Raw genomic sequence first — 19,500 nt, 5'->3', positions numbered from 1 at the left:
TATCGCAAGGCAGGCAAAAAGAATTTTTGTCGCGGGCAGCGGAATGATGAAGTCTGAGGACAAAAAGGAGCTGGGAGAAAGGCTTGTTAAGCTTGCACAGAGCGAGCTTGACAGACTTTGACACACAAAAAGGAGCTGACAAAAATGACGACAGTTTATGATATTTATAGTTTTATAGAGGATTTAGCCCCATACCGCCTGCAGGAGGGCTATGACAACAGCGGTCTTAACGTGGGAGAAATGTCCGCAGAGGTAAGGAGTGTGCTGGTGGCACTGGATTGCACCGCAGAGGTGGCAAGAGAAGCCTGTCAGCGTGACTTTGACCTTGTTCTCACCCACCACCCTGTTATTTTCAGAGGACTAAAGACCCTCGTGCCGAACGACCCTGCTGTGATACTTGCGGCAGGAGGAAAGAACGCTCTTTCCATGCACACAAATTTCGACTCCGCAGAGGGCGGAATGAATGACGTGCTTTGCAAAATGTTGGGTCTAAAACCCGAGAGCGCTTTGCATGAGGAGCATGGCGTTGGCTGTGGATATGTCTGCGAGTGTGACGGCATGAATGTCCGTGAGCTTGCACAGAGAGCAAAGGACGTTCTCGGCTGTAGAGTAGTCCGTTTCAGCGGCGGCGAGCGTGAGATAAGTCGTGTGGGAGTGTGCTCAGGTTCAGGCGGTTCGTTCCTTGCTGATGCAGCAGAAAAAGGCTGTCAGGTGCTTTTGACAGGTGACGTGAAGCATGACGTTTTTATAGACGGCGGGAATATGGGCGTTTCTGTTATAGACGCAGGTCATTTCTATACGGAAAATATCTTCTGCGAGTTTATCGCTAGTGAGCTGAAAAACAAGTTCAGCGGTCTGAGAGTAGAGATAGCCGTAAGCAACAGGGATATAGTTGAAGTAATATAAAAAGCAGGTAAGTAAAATGGCATTGGACGGAATTTATCTGAGCTTGCTCAGAAAAGAATTTGACCCTCTTATTGACGGCAGGGTGGATAAGATACACCAGCCTTCACGAGAGGAGCTTATAATGACTATCCGCACTAAAGAGGGTGCGCAGAAGCTTATGTTCAGCACAGGTGCAGGCTCGGCAAGGGTCCATATAACAACGACGGATATAGAAAATCCGAAAACACCGCCTATGTTCTGTATGCTCATGAGAAAGCATCTTGCAGGAGGCAGACTCACTGCCATTAGGCAGGACGGCTTTGAGCGTATACTTTTCTTTGACTTTGAAGCCACCAACGAAATGGGCGACAGGGTGAATCTCACACTTGCGGCGGAGATAATGGGCAGGCATTCAAATCTTATCCTCTATCGTGAGGACGGCAGGATAATAGACAGCATAAAGCGTGTGGGACAGGAAATGTCATCAGTGAGAATGGTTCTTCCCGGTGCGCAGTATACTTTGCCCCCAAGAGAGCAAAGGCTGAATCTTCTTGACTGCACAAAGGAAGAGCTTTTGGCAAAGATAGCCGAAAACCCCACGGCGGAGCTTTCAAAGGCAATAATGAAAACGCTTGAGGGCATTTCGCCAGTGTTCGCACGGGAAGCTGTGTTCTTTGCGGCAAGGGGTGCTGAGATAACAGCCGAACAGCTAAGCGGAGACACTGCAGACAGGCTGTGGTTTTATTTCTCGAAAGTCCGTGACAGCGTAAATGAGGGCACTAACGTCTACACAGTGCTGAAAACAAAAGAGGGCAATCTGAAAGATTTCTGCTTCTGCGATATCACGCAGTATGGTGCGCTCATGGTGACAAAAAGCTTCGAGTCGCCAAGTGTTCTTCTGGACTATTTCTATGCGGAGAGGGACTCCCTTTCAAGAATAAAGCAGAAAGCCAACGACCTTTTCAAGCTTCTTATAAACACCTCCGAGAGAACTCAAAGGCGTGTGCAAAATCAGCGTGAGGAGCTTAAAGAGTGCAAGGACAGGGAAAAATACCGCATTTACGGTGACCTTATCACTTCAAATCTCTATGCGCTCCAAAAGGGCATGGCATATGCTGAGGTGCAGGACTTTTATGACGAGAACTGCCCTACAGTGAAGATACCACTTGACAAAAGGCTTACGCCAACACAGAACGCTCAGAAGTATTATAAGGAGTACAGAAAGCTCGACACCGCAGAGAAAAAGCTCACTGTGCTTATTGCAGAGGGCGAGCAGGAGGTCAAGTATCTGGATTCTGTTTTCGATTCTCTAACGAGGGCACAGACGGAGGGAGATATAGCCGAGCTTCGTGAGGAGCTTTTTCAGGAGGGCTATGTAAAGCGCTCAAAGTTCAAGGGCAAGCCTCCAAAGGCTCTGCCGCCTATAAGATACCGTTCTTCTGACGGATATGAAATAAGGGTGGGCAGGAACAATAAACAGAACGACCGCCTCACCTGCAAGGAAGCAGAGAAAACTGACCTTTGGCTCCACGTCAAAGATATCACAGGAAGCCACGTTATTGTCACCTGCGACGGAGAAATGCCACCTGACAGGACAATAGAGGAAGCGGCAATAATCGCCGCCTGCAACTCAAAGGGAAGAAATTCCTCCAGGGTGGATGTTGACTACACTTTCATAAGAAACGTGAAAAAGCCAAACGGCTCAAAGCCGGGCATGGTTATTTTTACAAACAATTACACTATCACTGTCAAGCCTGACACGGAGCTGGAGGAGAAACTGAGGGTATAGTCTAAAACTATATCCAACAAAGTTTCAGTCTATGAGTTTATGAAAATGCCACAAAAACGGCGTTGTATCGGACTTATTAGTGGTGTAAAAAGGTTATTGAATAATCCATAGCAATATGGTATAATTATCATGATGTGAATATTAAGAAAGCACAGTTTGAAAAGTTGTTAGCTGAGTAGAGCGTGTCAGGGCAAAAGCCTTGCCGTCAGGGAAGCAGGTCCAAATCCTGCACAACCGCCATTACTGTGTTTGACAGGCTTTTTGTGTGCTGTCATAAGTCAGGTATCTGCTGTGTTTTCGTTGACTATTTCTGTCTTGGGCGATGAAGATGACGGTCTGCTTTATCGCTGTGCAGGCAGTAAAGCGGATAGAATGCTTTTTCGTTTCGGCGGAAAGGCATTTTTTGCTGTGGTCGGGGTGTTCATAAAAAGTGCATTGACGGCGGAACAGTGTGTATCAACGAAAGGACAGAAAAGAATGAAGAAGAAAATTTTGAGAACAGCCAGCTTCGCTCTTGCGACTGCTCTTAGTCTGAGCGTGTGTGTAAGCGCATTTGTTTCAGACGGAACAAACAACAACGTAACAACATCAGTCCTCCCTGACAGTGCGGATAACGCAGTGCTTAACTGGGCAACTAAGGTAGGAAAAAGCTGGAACGATGGTCCGTCGCCTGTGGCTATCGTTGGAGATGATATTGTTTATACATCTGGCGACAAGCTCGTGAGAATGAACAAGGAAACGGGCGTTGTGGATTCAGTAGTTGGACAGCGAGCAGGTACAAACAGCTACGCTATCCAGCCTGTTACTTATGCAGATGGCATGATATTCTCAGCCTTTAACGGCGGAATTCAGGCATTTGACGCTGACACCCTCGAGTCGCTGTGGGTATACAAGGACAGCGTTGGTGGTCAGTCTGTAAGCCCTATCTACTATAATGACGGCTGTATCTACACAGGCTTCTGCAACTATGGTTCAGGAAAAAACGATCAGTATGTTTGCATAGACGTTAAGGACGAAGATCCTGACACAACAGATGAAGAGAAGTCACCAAAGTGGACATTCACAAACAAAAGCGGCTTCTATTGGGCAGGCGCATATGCAACTGATGATTTTGTCGTTCTCGGCATGGAAAATGCAAAGGCAAACACTACCGATCCTGCAAGAGTAGTTACTCTTGACAAAAACTCAGGAAGCGTTATAGATACTAAGTATACAGTAGGCGGAGGAGTAAGAAGCACTATTTCTTACGATAAGGATACAGACGCTTATTATTTCACATCTAACGGCGGATATTTCTATAAGGCAACAATAGACGATGAGGGCAATTTCACAAAGCTTGACAGCATTGCACTTGGCGGCGCAAGCACATCAACTCCTACAGTTCTTAACGGAAGAGCTTATGTTGGCGTAAACGGCTCAGGCTGGGGCGACTATAAGGGCAGTGTTATTGCAGTTATCGACCTTGACAGCTTTAAGATAGCATACAAGGCAGAAACAAAGGGCTATCCACAGACCTCAGGTCTTGGCGTTGTGAATGAGAACGGCTATAACTATGTTTACTTCACAGAGAACGCATCAGCAGGCGCTATCCGCTATGTAAAGGATAAAAAGGGCGTAACAGAAGTTCTTGACGCTCAGATAGTAAACGGAAAGAAAACAGCTCCGTCACTTTTCACACCAACGGGAGCTCAGGCACAGTACGCTATAGCTGACCTTGTTGCAGACGAAAACGGCACTATCTACTTCAAGAACGATTCAGGCTACATAATGGCTGTCGGCTCAGAGGTGGAAAAGCTTGTGACCGAAAATGCTAAGACAGTATGCAAAGAGGGCGAAGCTTATGACGCTTCCGACTTGAAGGTTTACGCAGTTCTCAAAAACGGCGCGAAGAAAGACGTTACAGATTATGTGACTATCGACGATACTGCTCTTACAGCAGACGATGATTTCGTTACTGTTACATACAAGTATGGTATGTACAGAGATAAGACAAAAGAGGGTGCTGCAAACACAACAGGCGTTGCCGTTTCACCTGTTGAAACAACTATCAACGTAACAGTTCTTGCAGCAGAGGATTATGACAGCGTAAAGGCTGTTGAGAAGCTTATCAGTGACCTTGGCGAGATAACACTTGACAGCGAGAATGACATCAAGGCAGCAAGAGCCGCTTATGACGCTCTTGGCGACCTTAAGGAATATGTAGGCAATGTTGACGCTCTTACGGCCGCAGAAAAAAAGCTTGAAGAACTCAAGACACCAAGCTCTTCATCAGAAGCAGAAAACTCTGTAAGCTCATCTGACGTATCTTCCGAAAGCACAGTATCTTCTGCAAACTCTGAGGATACATCTTCTGCCACTTCATCAGCCGCAGAGTCAGTAAGCAGTGCTGACACATCAAAGGCGGCTGACAGCTCATCAAAGACAGCAAATAACGCAGGTGCGGCTAACCCTAACACAGGTGCGACAGCAGGCGTTTGCGTAGCAGGTCTTGCACTTCTTATCAGCGGAGCTCTTACAGTTTCAAGAAAGAGAAAGTAAAAAAAATTAAGACAATTAAGATATAAGTTATTTTGCAGGATACTCGCCCTCTATTTTCAGGGGGCGGGCATTTTCTGTGATATGAAAAGTGAGAATATTATGAAAAAGCATACACAAAAAAACAGGCAAATAATAATGCTGTCAGCAGCGGCGTTTTTTATCGCAGCGGCTTTTTTGTGTATGCGTTTTTATAATATGAGCAGTTATAAGACCCCTGAAAATCCGTTTTCAGCACTGTCTGAAAGCCTTGCGGAGGAGGACGGACAGGGCGGAGAGGGCTATGAAACAAGCTCTCAGCCAAAGGACGAAAGCTCAGATATGGACAGCTCACAGGCAGATGACAGTGATAACACTGATAGTAGCGACAGCAATACAGATACAACAGAAAGCTCTCCGCAGGCTGACAAAATCGACGGAAATTCCCCGACAGTAAATGGCGGGAACACGAATGTTACCATAAATGTCCAAGGTGAAAATAAGTCTGACGAGGTAAAGAAAAAGCCTGACAGCAAGACCGAAACTGTCACAAAGAACACCGACACAGAATATTTCACCACCTCTATAAAAGAGGGCGAGCGTGTAAAAAAAGCCCTGTATAAGTTCACAATAACACATAAAAACAAAGCTCTCACAGTGCAGAAAGTTCAGGTCACTGTGAACGACAGCGTTGTAAATCAGTTTTCGGGCAGCGTTTCCCTTCACGCAGGAAAAAACACTATCCGTGTTGCCTGCACTTATACCGACAAAAGCGGTCAGGTGAAAAGGGCTTATAAGGACTATACAGTTTATTTTGACAAAAAGGAGATAACCTTTGACACCGACCTTGCGGATAAGGATACTGACACAGAAAGCATAACATTTTCAGCCACAGCTTTTTACGGCAGTGATAAAATACCTTTGACGGTTAAAGTCAACGGAGAAAAGCTTTCAGGCGGTGAAACTTTTACCGCACAGCTTTCTGAGGGCGAGAATACTATAACTCTCTCTGCGGAAAAGGACGGCTCAAAGGCTGAAAAAAGCTTTAAGATAAAATACACTCCTGCGGAGTTTTCCATCGATACCGACCTTTATGACCGCACTGTAAATGACGCCGATTTTAGCTTCTATGCGAGAATGAAAGGTCAAAGCGGCAGTGCAAAGCTAAGCGTTATTCTAAACGGCAAAAAGCTTTCGGGCAGAGATAATTATACCTGCACCCTCCAAAGCGGTGATAACCGTATAAGGCTTTATGCAAAAGACGGTGACAAAAATATAGACAGATATTTCACTGTCACCTATGTACCCATTGCTGACGATACCACAAGACCTGAGATAACGTATATAAACGTCACCAACGGACAGACAGTGAAAGGCTCGGGCTTCACCCTCAGATTTAACGCACAGGACTATAAGGGCGGAAGGATATATGCCGACAAGACCGAGGTCTGGCTCAATGGGCTTTCTGTTGAGTGTATCGCACAGGACAGGAACTCAGCCTATTATCTCCAGCTTTCAGGCGGGGCAAATCTTCTTGAAATAAGGGTGTATGACCCCGAGGGCAGATATGCGGATCATGCCTATACCATAAATTCTGTCAGCGCACAAAAGGGCGAGCAGACAGGCGTTATAACAATGAGCTTTGACGCCGATACCATAGGGCTTGGACAGCTTGCCGCAGGCTCAGAGGTGGCAATATACGAGGGGGACACAGGCGTTGACGTTATAGAGCGTTTTCTTCAGCAAAACGGCTTCACAGGTGACTTTACAGGCAAGGGCGATCAGAGATATCTAAGCCGAATACACAAAAGCGGTGCGTTTTCAGGTGGAGCAGTAAACAGCGAGCTTGCGGAGCTTGTAAAAAATGATGGCATTGCAGACAGTGGCACACAGTATGCCGACAGCCTTGGAGAATTTGACTACACCTACGGCTCAGGCTGGGTGTACACTGTGAACGGCAATATGCCTGCATACGGCATGGGCAAGGTGAACTTCACCGACGGCGACACTGTTAGGCTTGCGTTCACAGTTGCCTACGGCAGAGATATAACAGGTTCACAGGATAGCTATGACAAAACATGGTAGGAGGATATCGTTGAAAACGAGAGGTTTTCTTGGCAGATTAGTGGCGGTGTTTGCAGGGGCAGTAATGCTTCTGACAAATGTTCCTGCGGTGAATGCAGATAACGCAGATAAAAGGGACAGGATAACTGAAAGCGCAGAAAAGGTCTGTCAGTGGCAGCGTGACAAAATGGGCATTTCTCAGGACGAGAGCATTTTTTCGGGGGATTTTCTGCAAAACGCAGGCATAGGAAGCTCCGATTGGCTAGCCATAGGCATTTCACGCTTTGGTTTTGAGGAGGACTATGAGGCTTATCTCACTGCACTTTCTCAGCGTGTGAAAGCTCTTTCAGATACCGACAACGCTACCGAGTGGCAGAGGTGCGCTATAACAGCCTCCGCAATGGGAGGCGACCCTGCCGACCTTGGGGGCATAGACCTTGTAAAAGGCGGTGTTTACGGCAGAGATGAAAATAATTCCGTAGGCAAACAGGGCCTTAACGGATGGATATTTGCACTTTTGACCCTTGATACAATGGGCTACAAGACCCCAGAGGGTGCAGAGTTTGACAGAGAGCGTATACTTGACAAGATAGTTTCTTCACAGAATACCGATGGCGGCTTTTCGCTGTCAAAAGGTGAAAGCGATATCGACATCACCGCAATGGCTTTGCAGGCGATCGCCCCATATTACAATGATTTTTCCCGTGACGATGTTAGAAAAAGCGTTGACAAAGCGGTGGAGTATCTAAGCGGCAAGCAGGACAGCTCAGGTACGTTCGGAAGCGCAGAAGCTGATTCGCAGGTAGTAATAGCACTTTGTTCACTTGGTATCGCCCCCGAAGCTGACAACCGTTTTGTGAAAAATGCCGACCTTTTGACCGCCCTGCTTTCCTATCAGAACAGCGACGGTGGATTTTCACATGAAAAGGGCGGCGATTCTGACGAGCTTGCCACAGGGCAGGCGCTTTGCGCACTTGCGGCACAAAAGCGTTTTGAACTTACGATGCGACGTATTTACGATATGAGAGAGGAGCTTTCAGTTCTACAGCGTGAAAAGCTTGACGGCATAAACGGCAGGCTTTCGGATATCTCAGACGAGGAGAGCGCAGAAAAAGCCTTGAAGCTTTTCAATGACCTTGATTGTGACGAACGCACATATGTGAGATACGGTGCAGAGCTTGAAAATGCGGCAGAAAAATACAGCCTGACCTTGAGCGACAGGGCTTTCACAGTGGAGCTTGCACAGACAGATCATGGAAACGGTTGTGTATACAGTATCGAGAAAACGGAAATATATAAGGGCAAGAAAGGCTTTACAAAAAGCGACAGGAACAAGCTTGAAGCCCTGAGAAAAAACGGTGTTACTTCGGGGGACTGCACTGCTACGGCTGTGCTTTTAGCCCATGCAAAGGCTGACGAGAGCCTTTCCGACAGGGATAAGATAATATCAGAGCTTGAAGAAATGAACGCTAAAGCGAACGAGCTTTACAGTGAGATATCAGACCTTAACAGTATCATAAGCCGTGAGCTTTATCCTGTTGATAGTGTTGGAAAAGACAAAAAGGAGCTTTTGGAAAAGACCGCAGAGAGGATAAAAAAGCTTCCTGAAAGCGAGCGGAAAAAGGTCACTTCTGCTGACGAGATAATAAAAGAGGCGGAGGATAAAAACGTGACAGTGTATGTGATATCTGCGGCAGCGGTGCTGTGCGCAGTGGGAGTTTTCACAGTGGTAAGAAAGAAGGGTAAAAAATGCGTGAGATAACAGATGAAGTGAAAAAGGTCATAATCGGCAAGGACGAAGTGGTGGATATGGTGTTCGCCGCAATTTTGGCGCAGGGTCATGTGCTTATGGAGGACGTTCCGGGCGTGGGAAAAACTACTCTTGCGGTGGCGTTTTCAAAGGCTTTGGGGCTTGAAACAAAGAGGATACAGTTCACCCCTGATACCGTGGCTTCCGACATCACAGGCTATACGGCTTTTGACAGACAGGCACAGGGCTTTACTTTTCACAGCGGTGCGGCAATGACGAATATACTTCTTGCAGACGAAATAAACAGAACCTCAGGCAAGACGCAATCTGCCCTTTTGGAGGTCATGGAGGAGCGGGCCTGCACAGTTGACGGCAGAACATATCCTCTGCCTGAGCCTTTTGCAGTGATAGCAACACAAAACCCTACAGGCACAGTTGGCACGGCGGCACTGCCTGTTTCACAGCTTGACAGATTTATGATAAAGCTTTCAATGGGCTATCCTGACAAGGCGGCAATGCGAAGCATAATGTCAGACCGAAGCAGTTCAGACCCACTGGTAGATGTGAAAGCCGTCTGCACCGCTGAAAAGCTTATAGAAATGCAGAAAAAGGCAAAGGCAGTTTTTGTTGACGACAGCATTTATGACTACATCTCAGACCTTTGCGACGCCACAAGGCATAATGAAAATATTTCTCTAGGTGTATCCCCAAGAGGTGCTTTGGCACTTTGCAGGATAGCAAAGGCGTGGGCATGCTATAAGGGCAGAGAATATGTCGTTCCCCAGGACGTAAGAGATTTTTTTGCCCATGTTTGCAGCCACAGGATATCACTTTCTGCAAAGGGCAGGCTCTCAGGACTTGCGGCAGAAAGTGTGCTTGACGAGATACTTGGCAGCGTAAAATGCCCTGAGAATGAGGAAAAACGCAGATGAAGAGGCTATGCTTCTGCCTTTGCACAGCTTTGGGCATACTGCTTTTTGTGCTGAAAAAGCCCATTGGCATAACGGTGCTTGGTTTGTGCGCAGTGCTTTTTGTATTGTCAGTATGTGTAAATATATTCTCGAAGAAAAAGCTGTCAGCAACACTGGTAAGCGACGGCACAGGCTTGAAAAATAAGGACATGAGCCTTAAATTTATCTTCACAGGAACTTGCGGCGAATACAGCGGTAAACTGCGGCTTAGAAATATGCTCACAGGACAGTGCGATGATATAAAGGTGCATTTTATCATCAGCAGAGAGCCTGCTCAGGTGGATATCACTGTAAAAAGCGACACCTGCGGAAAGATAAAAGCAGAGTTTCTGACACTTAGAGCCTTTGACTTTACAGGGCTAACATGGAAAAAGGCGCAGTGCGAAATAAAGGGCAGTGTGAACATAATGCCTGATGCTGCAGAGATAGATGAGAGCGAGGAAGCAAATCTCAAGGAAGCCCTTGAAAGCGACTTTTTCAGCAATGAAAACGAGGGCTTTGACCACAGCGAGCCTATTGGAATAAGAGAATATCGTCAGGGGGACAGCTATAAATCGGTGCACTGGAAACTGTCCTTCCGCCTTGGTGATATCTACGTCCGTGAATATGGCGAGCCTGTTACTGACAGCCTTTGTATCTACGTTGAAACAGGCGGAAATGTCCTCGCAACGGATTATGACCGCATTGCCGCAAAGGCACTGAGCCTTTCAATGTATCTTTCAGACGGCGGTATAGGGCATTACATGGCGTTTTACAGCTTTTCTCAGCAGAGAAAAGTTTTCGAGCATATTGACAGCACAGACAGCTTCACTGTCGCTCTGGACAGCCTTCTTTCTTCACAGCCTGAGCAGGGAAAAGAGCGACTGACGGAGTTTTCAGAGCTGTTTGAAAGAAGCGGCATAAGCCGTGTTATCGAGATAAAATAGTAAAAGAGGTGACAATTTTGACAGCAAGTGTTTGCTATGTGGAAAAGCACTTTTCAAAGGGTGTTTATATCATGCGGAGCCTTTTTGGTGCAGTGACAATGCTCCTGCTGTCATTGTCGCTTGGTATGGGCTGGCGAGCCTTTGTTCTGGTAGGTGTGTGCATATTGACAGCCCTTGCAGGGGTATCAAAAAAGACTTTGCCTATACCATTTTTCTCCGCACTATTGTCGACGGTGATATTCCACAAGAAGTTTTTAACAAGCCTTGCAGGTTTTTTAAACTGCGTCTTGACCGCCCACGGTAAAAGCGCAGGAGTAGTGGAAATGCTTGTGGAAAAAAGCTCAGACCCTTGGTTTGCTCTTTGCGTGGGTGCAGTGATAGTTTCCACAGTGCAGAGCATTTTCAGCCGTCTTGACAGCAGAGTTTTTACAGTGGCGATGCTTGCGCTGTTTTTGTGCGCAGGTATCTTTATTGATATCCCTCTGTACTACGCCACTGCAGAAGTGGCGCTCGGTATCCTTGCATTGACGTTTTCCGGCAGCATAAAAGGCGATTTGAAGCCCTTTGTGCTTATACTTACAGCATTTTGCGCAGTGCTTATAGCCTGCCTGACAGGGCTTTTTGATAAGCTTGCCGACTTTGCCTTTGCCGATCGCTTTAATACGAAAAGTGAGTATGAGATCATAATGGAGCACCCACAGCCATTGTATCTTATGGAGAGCCGTTTTGAGAAAGAAACTAACGGCGTGTGGGGGGAGCTTAGTGGGGAAGAGAAATATGCCTACTCAGACGAGTTTTATTGGCTTGATAAGCTTGATTTCTCACCGGCTTTTCAGACCGCTTTGCTTGACAATGCCATTGATATATCCGACAGCGGCAATGTTACAGTAAACATCAAAAATGGCGCAAAGCCCCTTTATACCTATGGTATGACCGCCGCAGAGAACGCTTTTTCCGACCCAAAGATAATAGGCGAAAGCTTTGAGAACACCAAAAGCTATTACAGGCTTGCGGTGTCGGAAGGCTATCTCACAAAGCCTTTTGGCACTTTTGATACCCTGCGCACTTCTGAGCCTGCGGATTATCTTGCCGCAGAAAAGGGTTATCGTGACTATGTTTATTCCACCTGCCTTGACATATCAGCCGAGGACAAACAGCTTGCCGCAAACCATTTTGATCTGCAAGGTTCTCAGGGTAAACTGCGGTCTGATATGCTAAGCTTTTTTGTGTCAGACACAGTGCTTGACAGGTCAAAGACCTATGGGGGCGAAAGCTCTTTTGCAGATATGCTTGAGGTAACTTGCCGTGGGGGCGAGGAGGATTTTGCTGCCGCTGCTGTGAAGATCTTCCGTGCAAAGGGCGTTCCTGCCAGACTTTGCAGAGGATATTTTATCACATCAGATATGACCAAAGGCCTTACAGATAACTCAGCCCTGACCGTCACTTCAAAACAGCTCCACTATTGGGCGGAGTATTACAAAGACGGCATAGGCTGGCAGCCTTTCGAGGTCTGCCCCGATTATGTTGGCATGATAAAAACTGACGACAGCTCTGTAAAAGCAAAGCCCACCAACCAAGGCGGCGAAGCCCTTGCTCCCGAGGACGAGGACAAACCAAGGGAAGAGATCTTTGAGGAGAACAAGACTAAACCTGCGGAGAAAAGCTATGCGGTATATATCGTTATAGGTGCGGTAATACTTATACTCTGCCTTATTGTGGCAATAATAGCTTTGGTAAGAAAAAGAAAGTTTGCCGCTCTGCCTGACAGCAAAAAGGTGGAGAAGCTGTTCTTTGCAGGCAGAAAAAAGCTTTGCGGCAGGAATTTCTCAGACCATACGCCAAGAGAGCTTTCCGAGAGCATAAAAAAGACCTTTGGCGCTGATATGGCGGAAAGCTTTGCAGAGTGCGAGAAAATATACGAAAGGGCGAGATTTTCAAGGCTCGAAATAACCAAAGAGGAAATAGCAGTGGTTAAAAATTTCGCAGATCAGGCAAAGAAAGCCAAAAAGCTCAAAGTTCAGGAGGGAGCAGAAAAGTGAAAAAGGATATCGCTCTGCTCATAGTCATAATTTTGGCAGTGGCAGCGGTCATAAAGGGCGTTGATATTCAGTCCGTTGACGAGTATTACAGCCTGCACAGCGACGATACCGCAAATGCCGCTCACACTGTCACTCTGACAGTGGATTGCTCTGATATTTTGGATAATTACGATATGCTTGACAAAAATCTTCGTGACGAGTGCTATGTTCCCTCAGACGGCATTGTTATGCCTGCGGAAAAATATGTCCTCCGTGAGGGCGACACCGCCTTTGATCTGTTGGAAAAAGCTACAAGGTGTGAGAAGATACCCCTTGATTATCAAGGCTCAGAGGATAATATTTACAACACTGTGTATGTCCGTGGCATAAACAATATCTACGAGTTTTCCTGCGGTCCGTCCTCAGGGTGGACCTATACGGTAAATGGCGAAAGCCCCGATAAGGGCTGTTCACAGTATGTCCTCCATGACGGTGACAGCGTGGAGTTTTACTACGTTTGCGACTACACAAAGGAGGCGGTGAAATGAGGTTGTCAGCTTTTCACCCTTTGACCGCCCTTGTGTATTTTGCGACTGTGCTTGCGGTGACAATGTTCTGCTTTTCACCAGCCGTTGGTATATGCTCGGCAGTGGGAGCATTCCTGTTCTGTGCCATAACTCAAAGCTGTAGACAGACCGCATCAGACCTTGCTTTCTACATCTTTCTTACCGCCGTTTTGACTGTCACAAATCCACTTTTTTCACATAAGGGCGTAACGCCGCTGCTTTTCGTAAACGGCAAGGCTTACACAAAGGAAGCCCTTTTTTATGGCTTGACCGCCGGCTTATCCCTCACCGCTGTGATAATGTGGTGCAAAGCTCTTGGAAAGGTGCTTACAAGGGAAAAGCTCCTATACATTTTCGGCCGAAAAACGCCAAAAGCTGCCCTTGTGATAACAATGACAATGGGCCTTATCCCAAAGCTCAAAAGGCTTCACAGACAGCTTTTGGACGCTTTGAATTGCTCTGGTGCGAACATCTCCGACAGCCGTTTTGACCGCCTGAAAAAAGACTGCACAGTGTTCACAGCCCTTTGTGCAGGCACGCTTGAAAGGGGAGCGGACACAGCCGCTTCAATGAAAGCCCGTGGTTATGGTATCCAGAAACGAAGCTTTGCACACTCGTTCAAGTTCAGAGCATGGGACAGCATTTTTGTGGCGGTTTTTGCAGTTATCTTTGCATTGGTGCTGATATTTTCCGCAAGGGGCGAGCTGTCCGCCGCTTTTTACCCTGTGATAAAGCTTGAAAACAGCGTTTTTCCTGTGGGAATGTTCGCATTACTATGCGTTTTCCCGTTTATTCTTGAAGTAAAGGAGAGCATAAAATGGAAATATTGTCTTGCGAAAATGTAGCTTTCAAATATAACGAAAGCACGGACTATGCCATTTCTGACTGCACTTTTTCAGTGAAAAAAGGCGAAAAAATAATGCTCTGCGGTGCTTCGGGAAGCGGAAAATCTACTTTGCTCAGGCTTCTGAAAAGAGAGCTTTCCCCAAGGGGCGAGCTTTCCGGAAACATCACCCTTATGGGCAAGGACAGAAGCGAGCTTTCTGATAGAGAAAGTGCCGAAAAGATAGGCTTTGTAATGCAAAGCCCTGACAGCCAGACGGTGTGCGACAAAGTATCGGCTGAGCTTGCTTTCGGGCTTGAAAGCTTTGGTGTGAAAAGTGGTGAGATACAAAGCCGTGTTGGTGAAATGGCGGCTTTTTTCGGTATCGAGTCGCTCTATGACAGGGATATCTCCACACTTTCGGGCGGTCAGAAACAGCTCGTCGCTCTGTGTTCCGTCATGGCCACAGACCCTGATATCCTGCTTCTTGATGAGCCTACCGCACAGCTCGACCCCGTTGCCGCAAGGGAGCTTCTTGGCATTTTAGACCGCCTTAACAAAGAAATGGGCGTGACTATCATCATTGCCGAGCATGACCCCGAGGAGCTTTTTGACTCCTGCGACAAAATTTTGTATCTTGCAAATGGCAAGACCGAGTTTTTCGGTACGCCTACCTTGACTGCAAAATATTTTGTGAAGAACGCTCTGGAGGGTTTTCTTCCCGAAACCGCCAAGGCGTTCGCAAGGCTTTGCGACGACCTGCCCCTCAATGTAAGACAAGGCAGGGCGAAGTTTGAAAAGCTTGGCGTGACGGATATTCCAAAGCAGGCTGTCACTGATACAGAACGTGTTGAGCCGTATGCCCTTCAGTGCAAAAATCTGTGGCAGAGATATGAAAAAAACTCCCCCGATATCCTCAAAGGCTGTGATCTTGGTATCAGAAAAGGGGAGTGCTATGGGCTTTTAGGCTCAAACGGCGGCGGAAAATCAACGCTCCTGCGTGTGATATGCGGACTTTGCAAGCCTTATATGGGCACTGTTTCACTTTTCGGTAAAAAGCAGAAAGCCTATAAAAACGGCTCGCTTTTCCGTGAAATGCTTGCATTTTTGCCCCAAGAGCCTGTGACGATGTTTGTAAAAGAAAGCGTCCGTGAGGATCTTTTGCAAAGCGGTGACAAAGTCACAGTGGAAAATGTTTCACAGCGCATGGGCATAGAACATCTTCTTGACCGCCACCCTTGGGATCTCAGCGGCGGCGAGATACAGAAATGTGCTTTTGGAAAAATTCTTCTTGCTGACCCGAAAATAATAGTCCTCGACGAGTGTACAAAGGGCATGGACAGTTTCGCTAAAAAGGCTCTTGGTGATATTCTTTTGGACCTAAAAGACGAGGGCAGGACGATACTTCTCGTGACTCATGACCTTGAATTTGCCGCACAATACTGCGACAGGTGCGGACTTCTTTTTGACGGAAAGATAGTCGCCGAGGATAATGCCGTGGAGTTTTTCTCCCAAAATCGCTTTTACACCACCGCCGCCGCAAGGCTCACAAGGGGCTTTTTCAGTGGTGCGGTGACGTCAACAGCCGTAAGAGAACGGCTCGCAATGGTGAAAAGAGGTCAATATGAGCAGTAAAAAACTTGTGTCAGGGCTTATCTATCTTCTTGTCATACCCCTTGTGTGCTTTGGCGGTATAATGTTTTTCAGAGAACGCTTCTATTCTTTCGTCACCGCAGCACTTGCCATTCTTACCGTGGCAGGCTATTTTCTCCACTTTGAGAAAAAACACTCCGACAGCACACAACTTGTGATAATAGCCGCCATGACCGCATTATCCGTTTTCGGCAGGATAGTTTTCAGCTTTCTGCCGGGCTTTAAGCCATGCACCGCTATAGTCATTATCACCGCCCTTTATATGGGAAGAGAATCGGGCTTTATGACAGGCGCAATGACTGCACTTATCTCAAACTTCTATTTCGGACAGGGTGCGTGGACGCCTTTTCAAATGCTTGTTTGGGGTCTGACCGGATATTTTGCAGGAATGTTGGCTGATAAGCTTATAAAAAGCAAGCCACTCCTTGTGACCTTCGGTATAATCTCAGGAACGGCGTTCTCTCTTATCATGGACTTGTGGAGCTGTCTGTGGGCTGATAATGCCTTTATTCTCAGCAGATACCTTGCCCTTGTTGGCTCGTCAGCTTTTTTCACCCTTATATACGCAGTTTCCAACGTGTTCTTCCTGCTGGTTTTATCAAAACCTTTTGGCAGGATATTTAAAAGGCTGGATAAAAAATATGGTATAAAAAATTAGACCGACAAAGCTTTGCCCTGTCGGTCTTTTGTTATCACTGCCCAATGTTCACTGTTACGTCAGGGGACTTTTTGCCCATAAAAAGCTTTGGTATTATGCCTGCCCCAACAGGCACGATAGCCGCCGCTGCCACCGCCACAAGAAACTCTCCAAGGCTCGGAACGGCTGTGAAAAATACCTTTTGCAGAACAGGGAGCCATATGCCTGCAAACAGCGCTGCCGCTGATATGAATACAGAGAAAAGCAGGAATGGGTTTGAAAGATAAGGCACAGTGAAAAGCGTCTTATCTTCCGATTTACATTCAAACACATGGATAAGCTGACTAAGTACAAGTGTTATAAGCGCACCTGTCCTTGCAGTGCCGAGAGAATGGGTGTTAGTGAGCAGAACAGTGAAGCTTGCAAGGGTGCAGATACCGATAAGAAGCCCTCTTATTACGATATGCCACATAAGTCCGCCACTGAAAAAGCTGTCGTCCTCTTTCCTAGGGGGCTTTTTCATTACCGAGCTTTCCGCAGGTTCAAGCCCCAGCGCAATTGCAGGCAGGCTGTCTGTAACAAGGTTTACAAGAAGTATCTGCGCTGGAAGCAGTACCATTGGAAGTCCCATTATAATTCCACCGAGCATTGTTATGACCTCGCCTATGTTGCAGGAAATAAGGTAGCGCACGAATTTTCTTATGTTCTGATATATGGTCCTGCCCTCCTCAACGGAGTTCACAAGGGTGGCAAAATTATCGTCAAGAAGTATCACGTCAGCCGCCTGCTTTGTGACCTCTGTGCCTGATATTCCCATTGATACACCTATGTCGGCTTCTTTTATAGCAGGTGCGTCGTTTACCCCGTCGCCTGTCATTGCACAAACGTGCCCACGGCTTTTGAATGCCTTTACTATCCTGAGTTTGTGTTCAGGTGTCACCCTTGCAAACACACGGCAGTTTTCTATTACCTCGTCAAGCTGTTTGTCGTCCATTCTGTCAAGCTCGTCGCCTGTCAAAGCGATAGAGCCTGCTTTCATAATGCCGGCTTCTTTTGCAATAGCCTGAGCGGTGAGCTTGTGGTCGCCTGTTATCATAACTGTCTTTATGCCTGCACGCTGACATTCCGCCACCGCTTTTGCGGCTTCAGCCCTGAGAGGGTCTTTCATTGCCATTAGTCCAAGAAAAGCCCATTCCCCGTCCACCTGCTGTGAAAATGCTATCACACGCAGACCTTTTGAAGCGTATTCATCGCACTTGTAAAAAGCCTGTTTTCTCATTGCTCCGCCAAATGGTATAAGCTCGCCGCTGTCAGAAAAAACGTGGCTGCATTCTTTTATGATAACGTCAAAAGCGCCTTTCCTGAATGCCGTTGTGACCCCCTTTTCGTCAGCGCATATTACCGTCATGGAGCGTGTTTCACTTTCAAATGGCAGCTCGTCAGTTCGTCTGTAACCAAGGGAGCTGACGTTTATACCTGAGTTTGCGCAGGCTATGAGTATAGCTGTTTCTGTAGGGTCGCCCTCTGCACAAAGCTCGCTTTGCCTGCCGCCCCTGTCACGCTTTTTTATCTTTTCAGGCGGGCAGAGCCTTGCGTTGTTGCAGGCTGCGCCGCACAAAAGTATCCTGCCAAGGTCAGGGCTTTCCCATGCTTTGAGGGCTTTCTCATCAAAGCTTGCTCCCTCTTTTGTTACGCCGTAAGCACGGCTTTTTTCGGTGCAGGTGAAAATATCAGTAACTGTCATTTTGTTCATTGTCACAGTGCCTGTCTTGTCAGTGCAGATAACAGTGGCACAGCCAAGAGTTTCCACTGAATGAAGTCTGTGTACAAGTGCTTGACGCTTTAGCATTTTTCTGACCGCAAGGGCAAGCGCTATAGTCACAGTGGCAGGCAAGCCTTCAGGTATTGCGGCAATGGCTATGGTTATTCCTGTCATTGCCATATTGAGAACAGGCTCGCCCCTTAGTACGCCTGCAATAAAGACTACCACGCACACTGCAAGGCAGATGATAGCAAGAGTTCTGCCAAGCTCTCCGAGTTTTTTTTGCAATGGAGTTTCAGGCTCTTTTATCTCATCAAGCATGGTTGAGACCTTGCCCATTTGGCTTCGCTCACCTGTTGCCACCGCTGTGACCTCGCCAACTCCCTTTGTGACAACTGTTCCCATGTATACCATGTAATCCTTGTTCAAAGCGGTAAAATCTATCTCAGATGTACGGCATTTCTTTACCGCAGGCACAGCTTCGCCAGTGAGTGCAGATTCGTCGCATGATAACGCCCTTGATGAGTTTATGTAGCCGTCACACGGCACTCTGTCACCTGCTTCGAGAGTAAAAACATCTCCTGCCACGACCTCCGATGCAGGAATTTTCACAAGCCTGCCGTCACGGTATACCATGGCGGTGGGAGCGGTCATATTTTCAAGCTTTTCCAGAGTTTTTTCACAGCGGTATTCCTGAATAAATCCCAGCGCAGCGTTAATGATAACTATAAGCACGATAGGCACAGCGTCAGCATATTGCCCAAGTGCTACGGATATCACCACCGACACAAGAAGTATCATCACCATAACGTCATGAAACTGTCCTGCAAAAATTTTCGCCGCAGAGGTCTTTTTCTTTTTGGCAAGGCGGTTCTCTCCGTCTGTACTGAGCCGCTTTTCAGCTTCCGCAGTTGTTAGCCCCTTTCTTGTGGTCGGGTTTTCCGTAAGCTTCTTTTCAAGTATATCCAGCACAATGTATCTTCCTTTCCGATTTTTTTGGCATAGCCTTGATAACATTGTGCGAAACGTTTTGACTGCACAAGATTTTTCAGTGCTTTTGCCTTTGCTTACATCATATGCGGACAAGTCCCAAAAAAGAACCTTGCGTTGTTGCCTGAAAAATCATATTGACTTTTTTAAGA

General features: G+C 46.9%; 13 protein-coding genes. 12 read left to right on the top strand and 1 reads right to left on the bottom strand.

Annotated features, from left to right (window positions below; genetic code table 11):
- The first annotated feature begins 144 nt into the window (after positions 1-144).
- The 12 genes from QVO88_RS09110 (at position 145) to QVO88_RS09055 (ending at position 16,617) form a co-directional block, all read left to right on the top strand.
- On the top strand, positions 145-906 hold the full coding sequence (locus QVO88_RS09110; protein ID WP_022288178.1) for a Nif3-like dinuclear metal center hexameric protein: 762 nt from the start codon (positions 145-147) through the stop codon (positions 904-906).
- A gap of 16 nt (positions 907-922) precedes the next feature.
- Positions 923-2,674: an NFACT family protein gene (locus tag QVO88_RS09105; protein WP_022288177.1), complete on the top strand. Its 1,752-nt coding sequence runs from the start codon at positions 923-925 to the stop codon at positions 2,672-2,674.
- Positions 2,675-2,923: 249 nt separating this feature from the next.
- Complete coding sequence (locus tag QVO88_RS09100) at positions 2,924-5,212, top strand: NPXTG-anchored protein (RefSeq protein WP_288177944.1); 2,289 nt, start codon at positions 2,924-2,926, stop codon at positions 5,210-5,212.
- Between the two features lie 195 nt (positions 5,213-5,407).
- Positions 5,408-7,273: a DUF4430 domain-containing protein gene (locus QVO88_RS09095; protein WP_288177943.1), complete on the top strand. Its 1,866-nt coding sequence runs from the start codon at positions 5,408-5,410 to the stop codon at positions 7,271-7,273.
- A 10-nt stretch (positions 7,274-7,283) separates the two neighbouring features.
- On the top strand, positions 7,284-9,014 hold the full coding sequence (locus QVO88_RS09090) for a prenyltransferase/squalene oxidase repeat-containing protein (protein WP_022288174.1): 1,731 nt from the start codon (positions 7,284-7,286) through the stop codon (positions 9,012-9,014).
- Complete coding sequence (locus tag QVO88_RS09085) at positions 9,002-9,934, top strand: MoxR family ATPase (RefSeq protein WP_022288173.1); 933 nt, start codon at positions 9,002-9,004, stop codon at positions 9,932-9,934. Before QVO88_RS09090 ends, QVO88_RS09085 begins: the two co-directional genes overlap by 13 nt.
- Positions 9,931-10,899, top strand: coding sequence for a DUF58 domain-containing protein (locus QVO88_RS09080; protein WP_022288172.1), 969 nt, complete (start codon positions 9,931-9,933; stop codon positions 10,897-10,899). Before QVO88_RS09085 ends, QVO88_RS09080 begins: the two co-directional genes overlap by 4 nt.
- Before the next feature lie 17 nt (positions 10,900-10,916).
- Positions 10,917-12,938 carry a transglutaminase family protein gene (locus QVO88_RS09075; protein WP_022288171.1) on the top strand — a complete coding sequence of 674 codons (2,022 nt, stop codon included), beginning with the start codon at positions 10,917-10,919 and terminating at the stop codon, positions 12,936-12,938.
- Entirely contained in the window at positions 12,935-13,465 is a 531-nt protein-coding gene (locus tag QVO88_RS09070) for a DUF4430 domain-containing protein (RefSeq protein ID WP_022288170.1), read from the top strand. Before QVO88_RS09075 ends, QVO88_RS09070 begins: the two co-directional genes overlap by 4 nt.
- Positions 13,462-14,328 carry an energy-coupling factor transporter transmembrane component T gene (locus tag QVO88_RS09065; RefSeq protein ID WP_022288169.1) on the top strand — a complete coding sequence of 289 codons (867 nt, stop codon included), beginning with the start codon at positions 13,462-13,464 and terminating at the stop codon, positions 14,326-14,328. The genes QVO88_RS09070 and QVO88_RS09065 overlap by 4 nt, the downstream gene beginning before the upstream one ends.
- A complete protein-coding gene (locus tag QVO88_RS09060) occupies positions 14,301-15,941 on the top strand; it encodes an ABC transporter ATP-binding protein (protein WP_022288168.1) in 1,641 nt (546 codons plus the stop codon). Before QVO88_RS09065 ends, QVO88_RS09060 begins: the two co-directional genes overlap by 28 nt.
- Entirely contained in the window at positions 15,931-16,617 is a 687-nt protein-coding gene (locus QVO88_RS09055) for an ECF transporter S component (RefSeq protein WP_022288167.1), read from the top strand. The genes QVO88_RS09060 and QVO88_RS09055 overlap by 11 nt, the downstream gene beginning before the upstream one ends.
- A 34-nt stretch (positions 16,618-16,651) precedes the next feature.
- Here QVO88_RS09055 and QVO88_RS09050 read toward each other — a convergent pair whose 3' ends face one another.
- On the bottom strand, positions 16,652-19,330 hold the full coding sequence (locus QVO88_RS09050; RefSeq protein WP_022288166.1) for a cation-translocating P-type ATPase: 2,679 nt from the start codon (positions 19,328-19,330) through the stop codon (positions 16,652-16,654).
- Between the last annotated feature and the right edge of the window lie 170 nt (positions 19,331-19,500).

The sequence above is a fragment of the Ruminococcus sp. CAG:57 genome (assembly GCF_000435935.1).
GTDB classification, from domain to species: domain Bacteria; phylum Bacillota; class Clostridia; order Oscillospirales; family Ruminococcaceae; genus Hominimerdicola; species Hominimerdicola aceti.
This window is presented reverse-complemented; position numbering and strand designations above follow the sequence as displayed.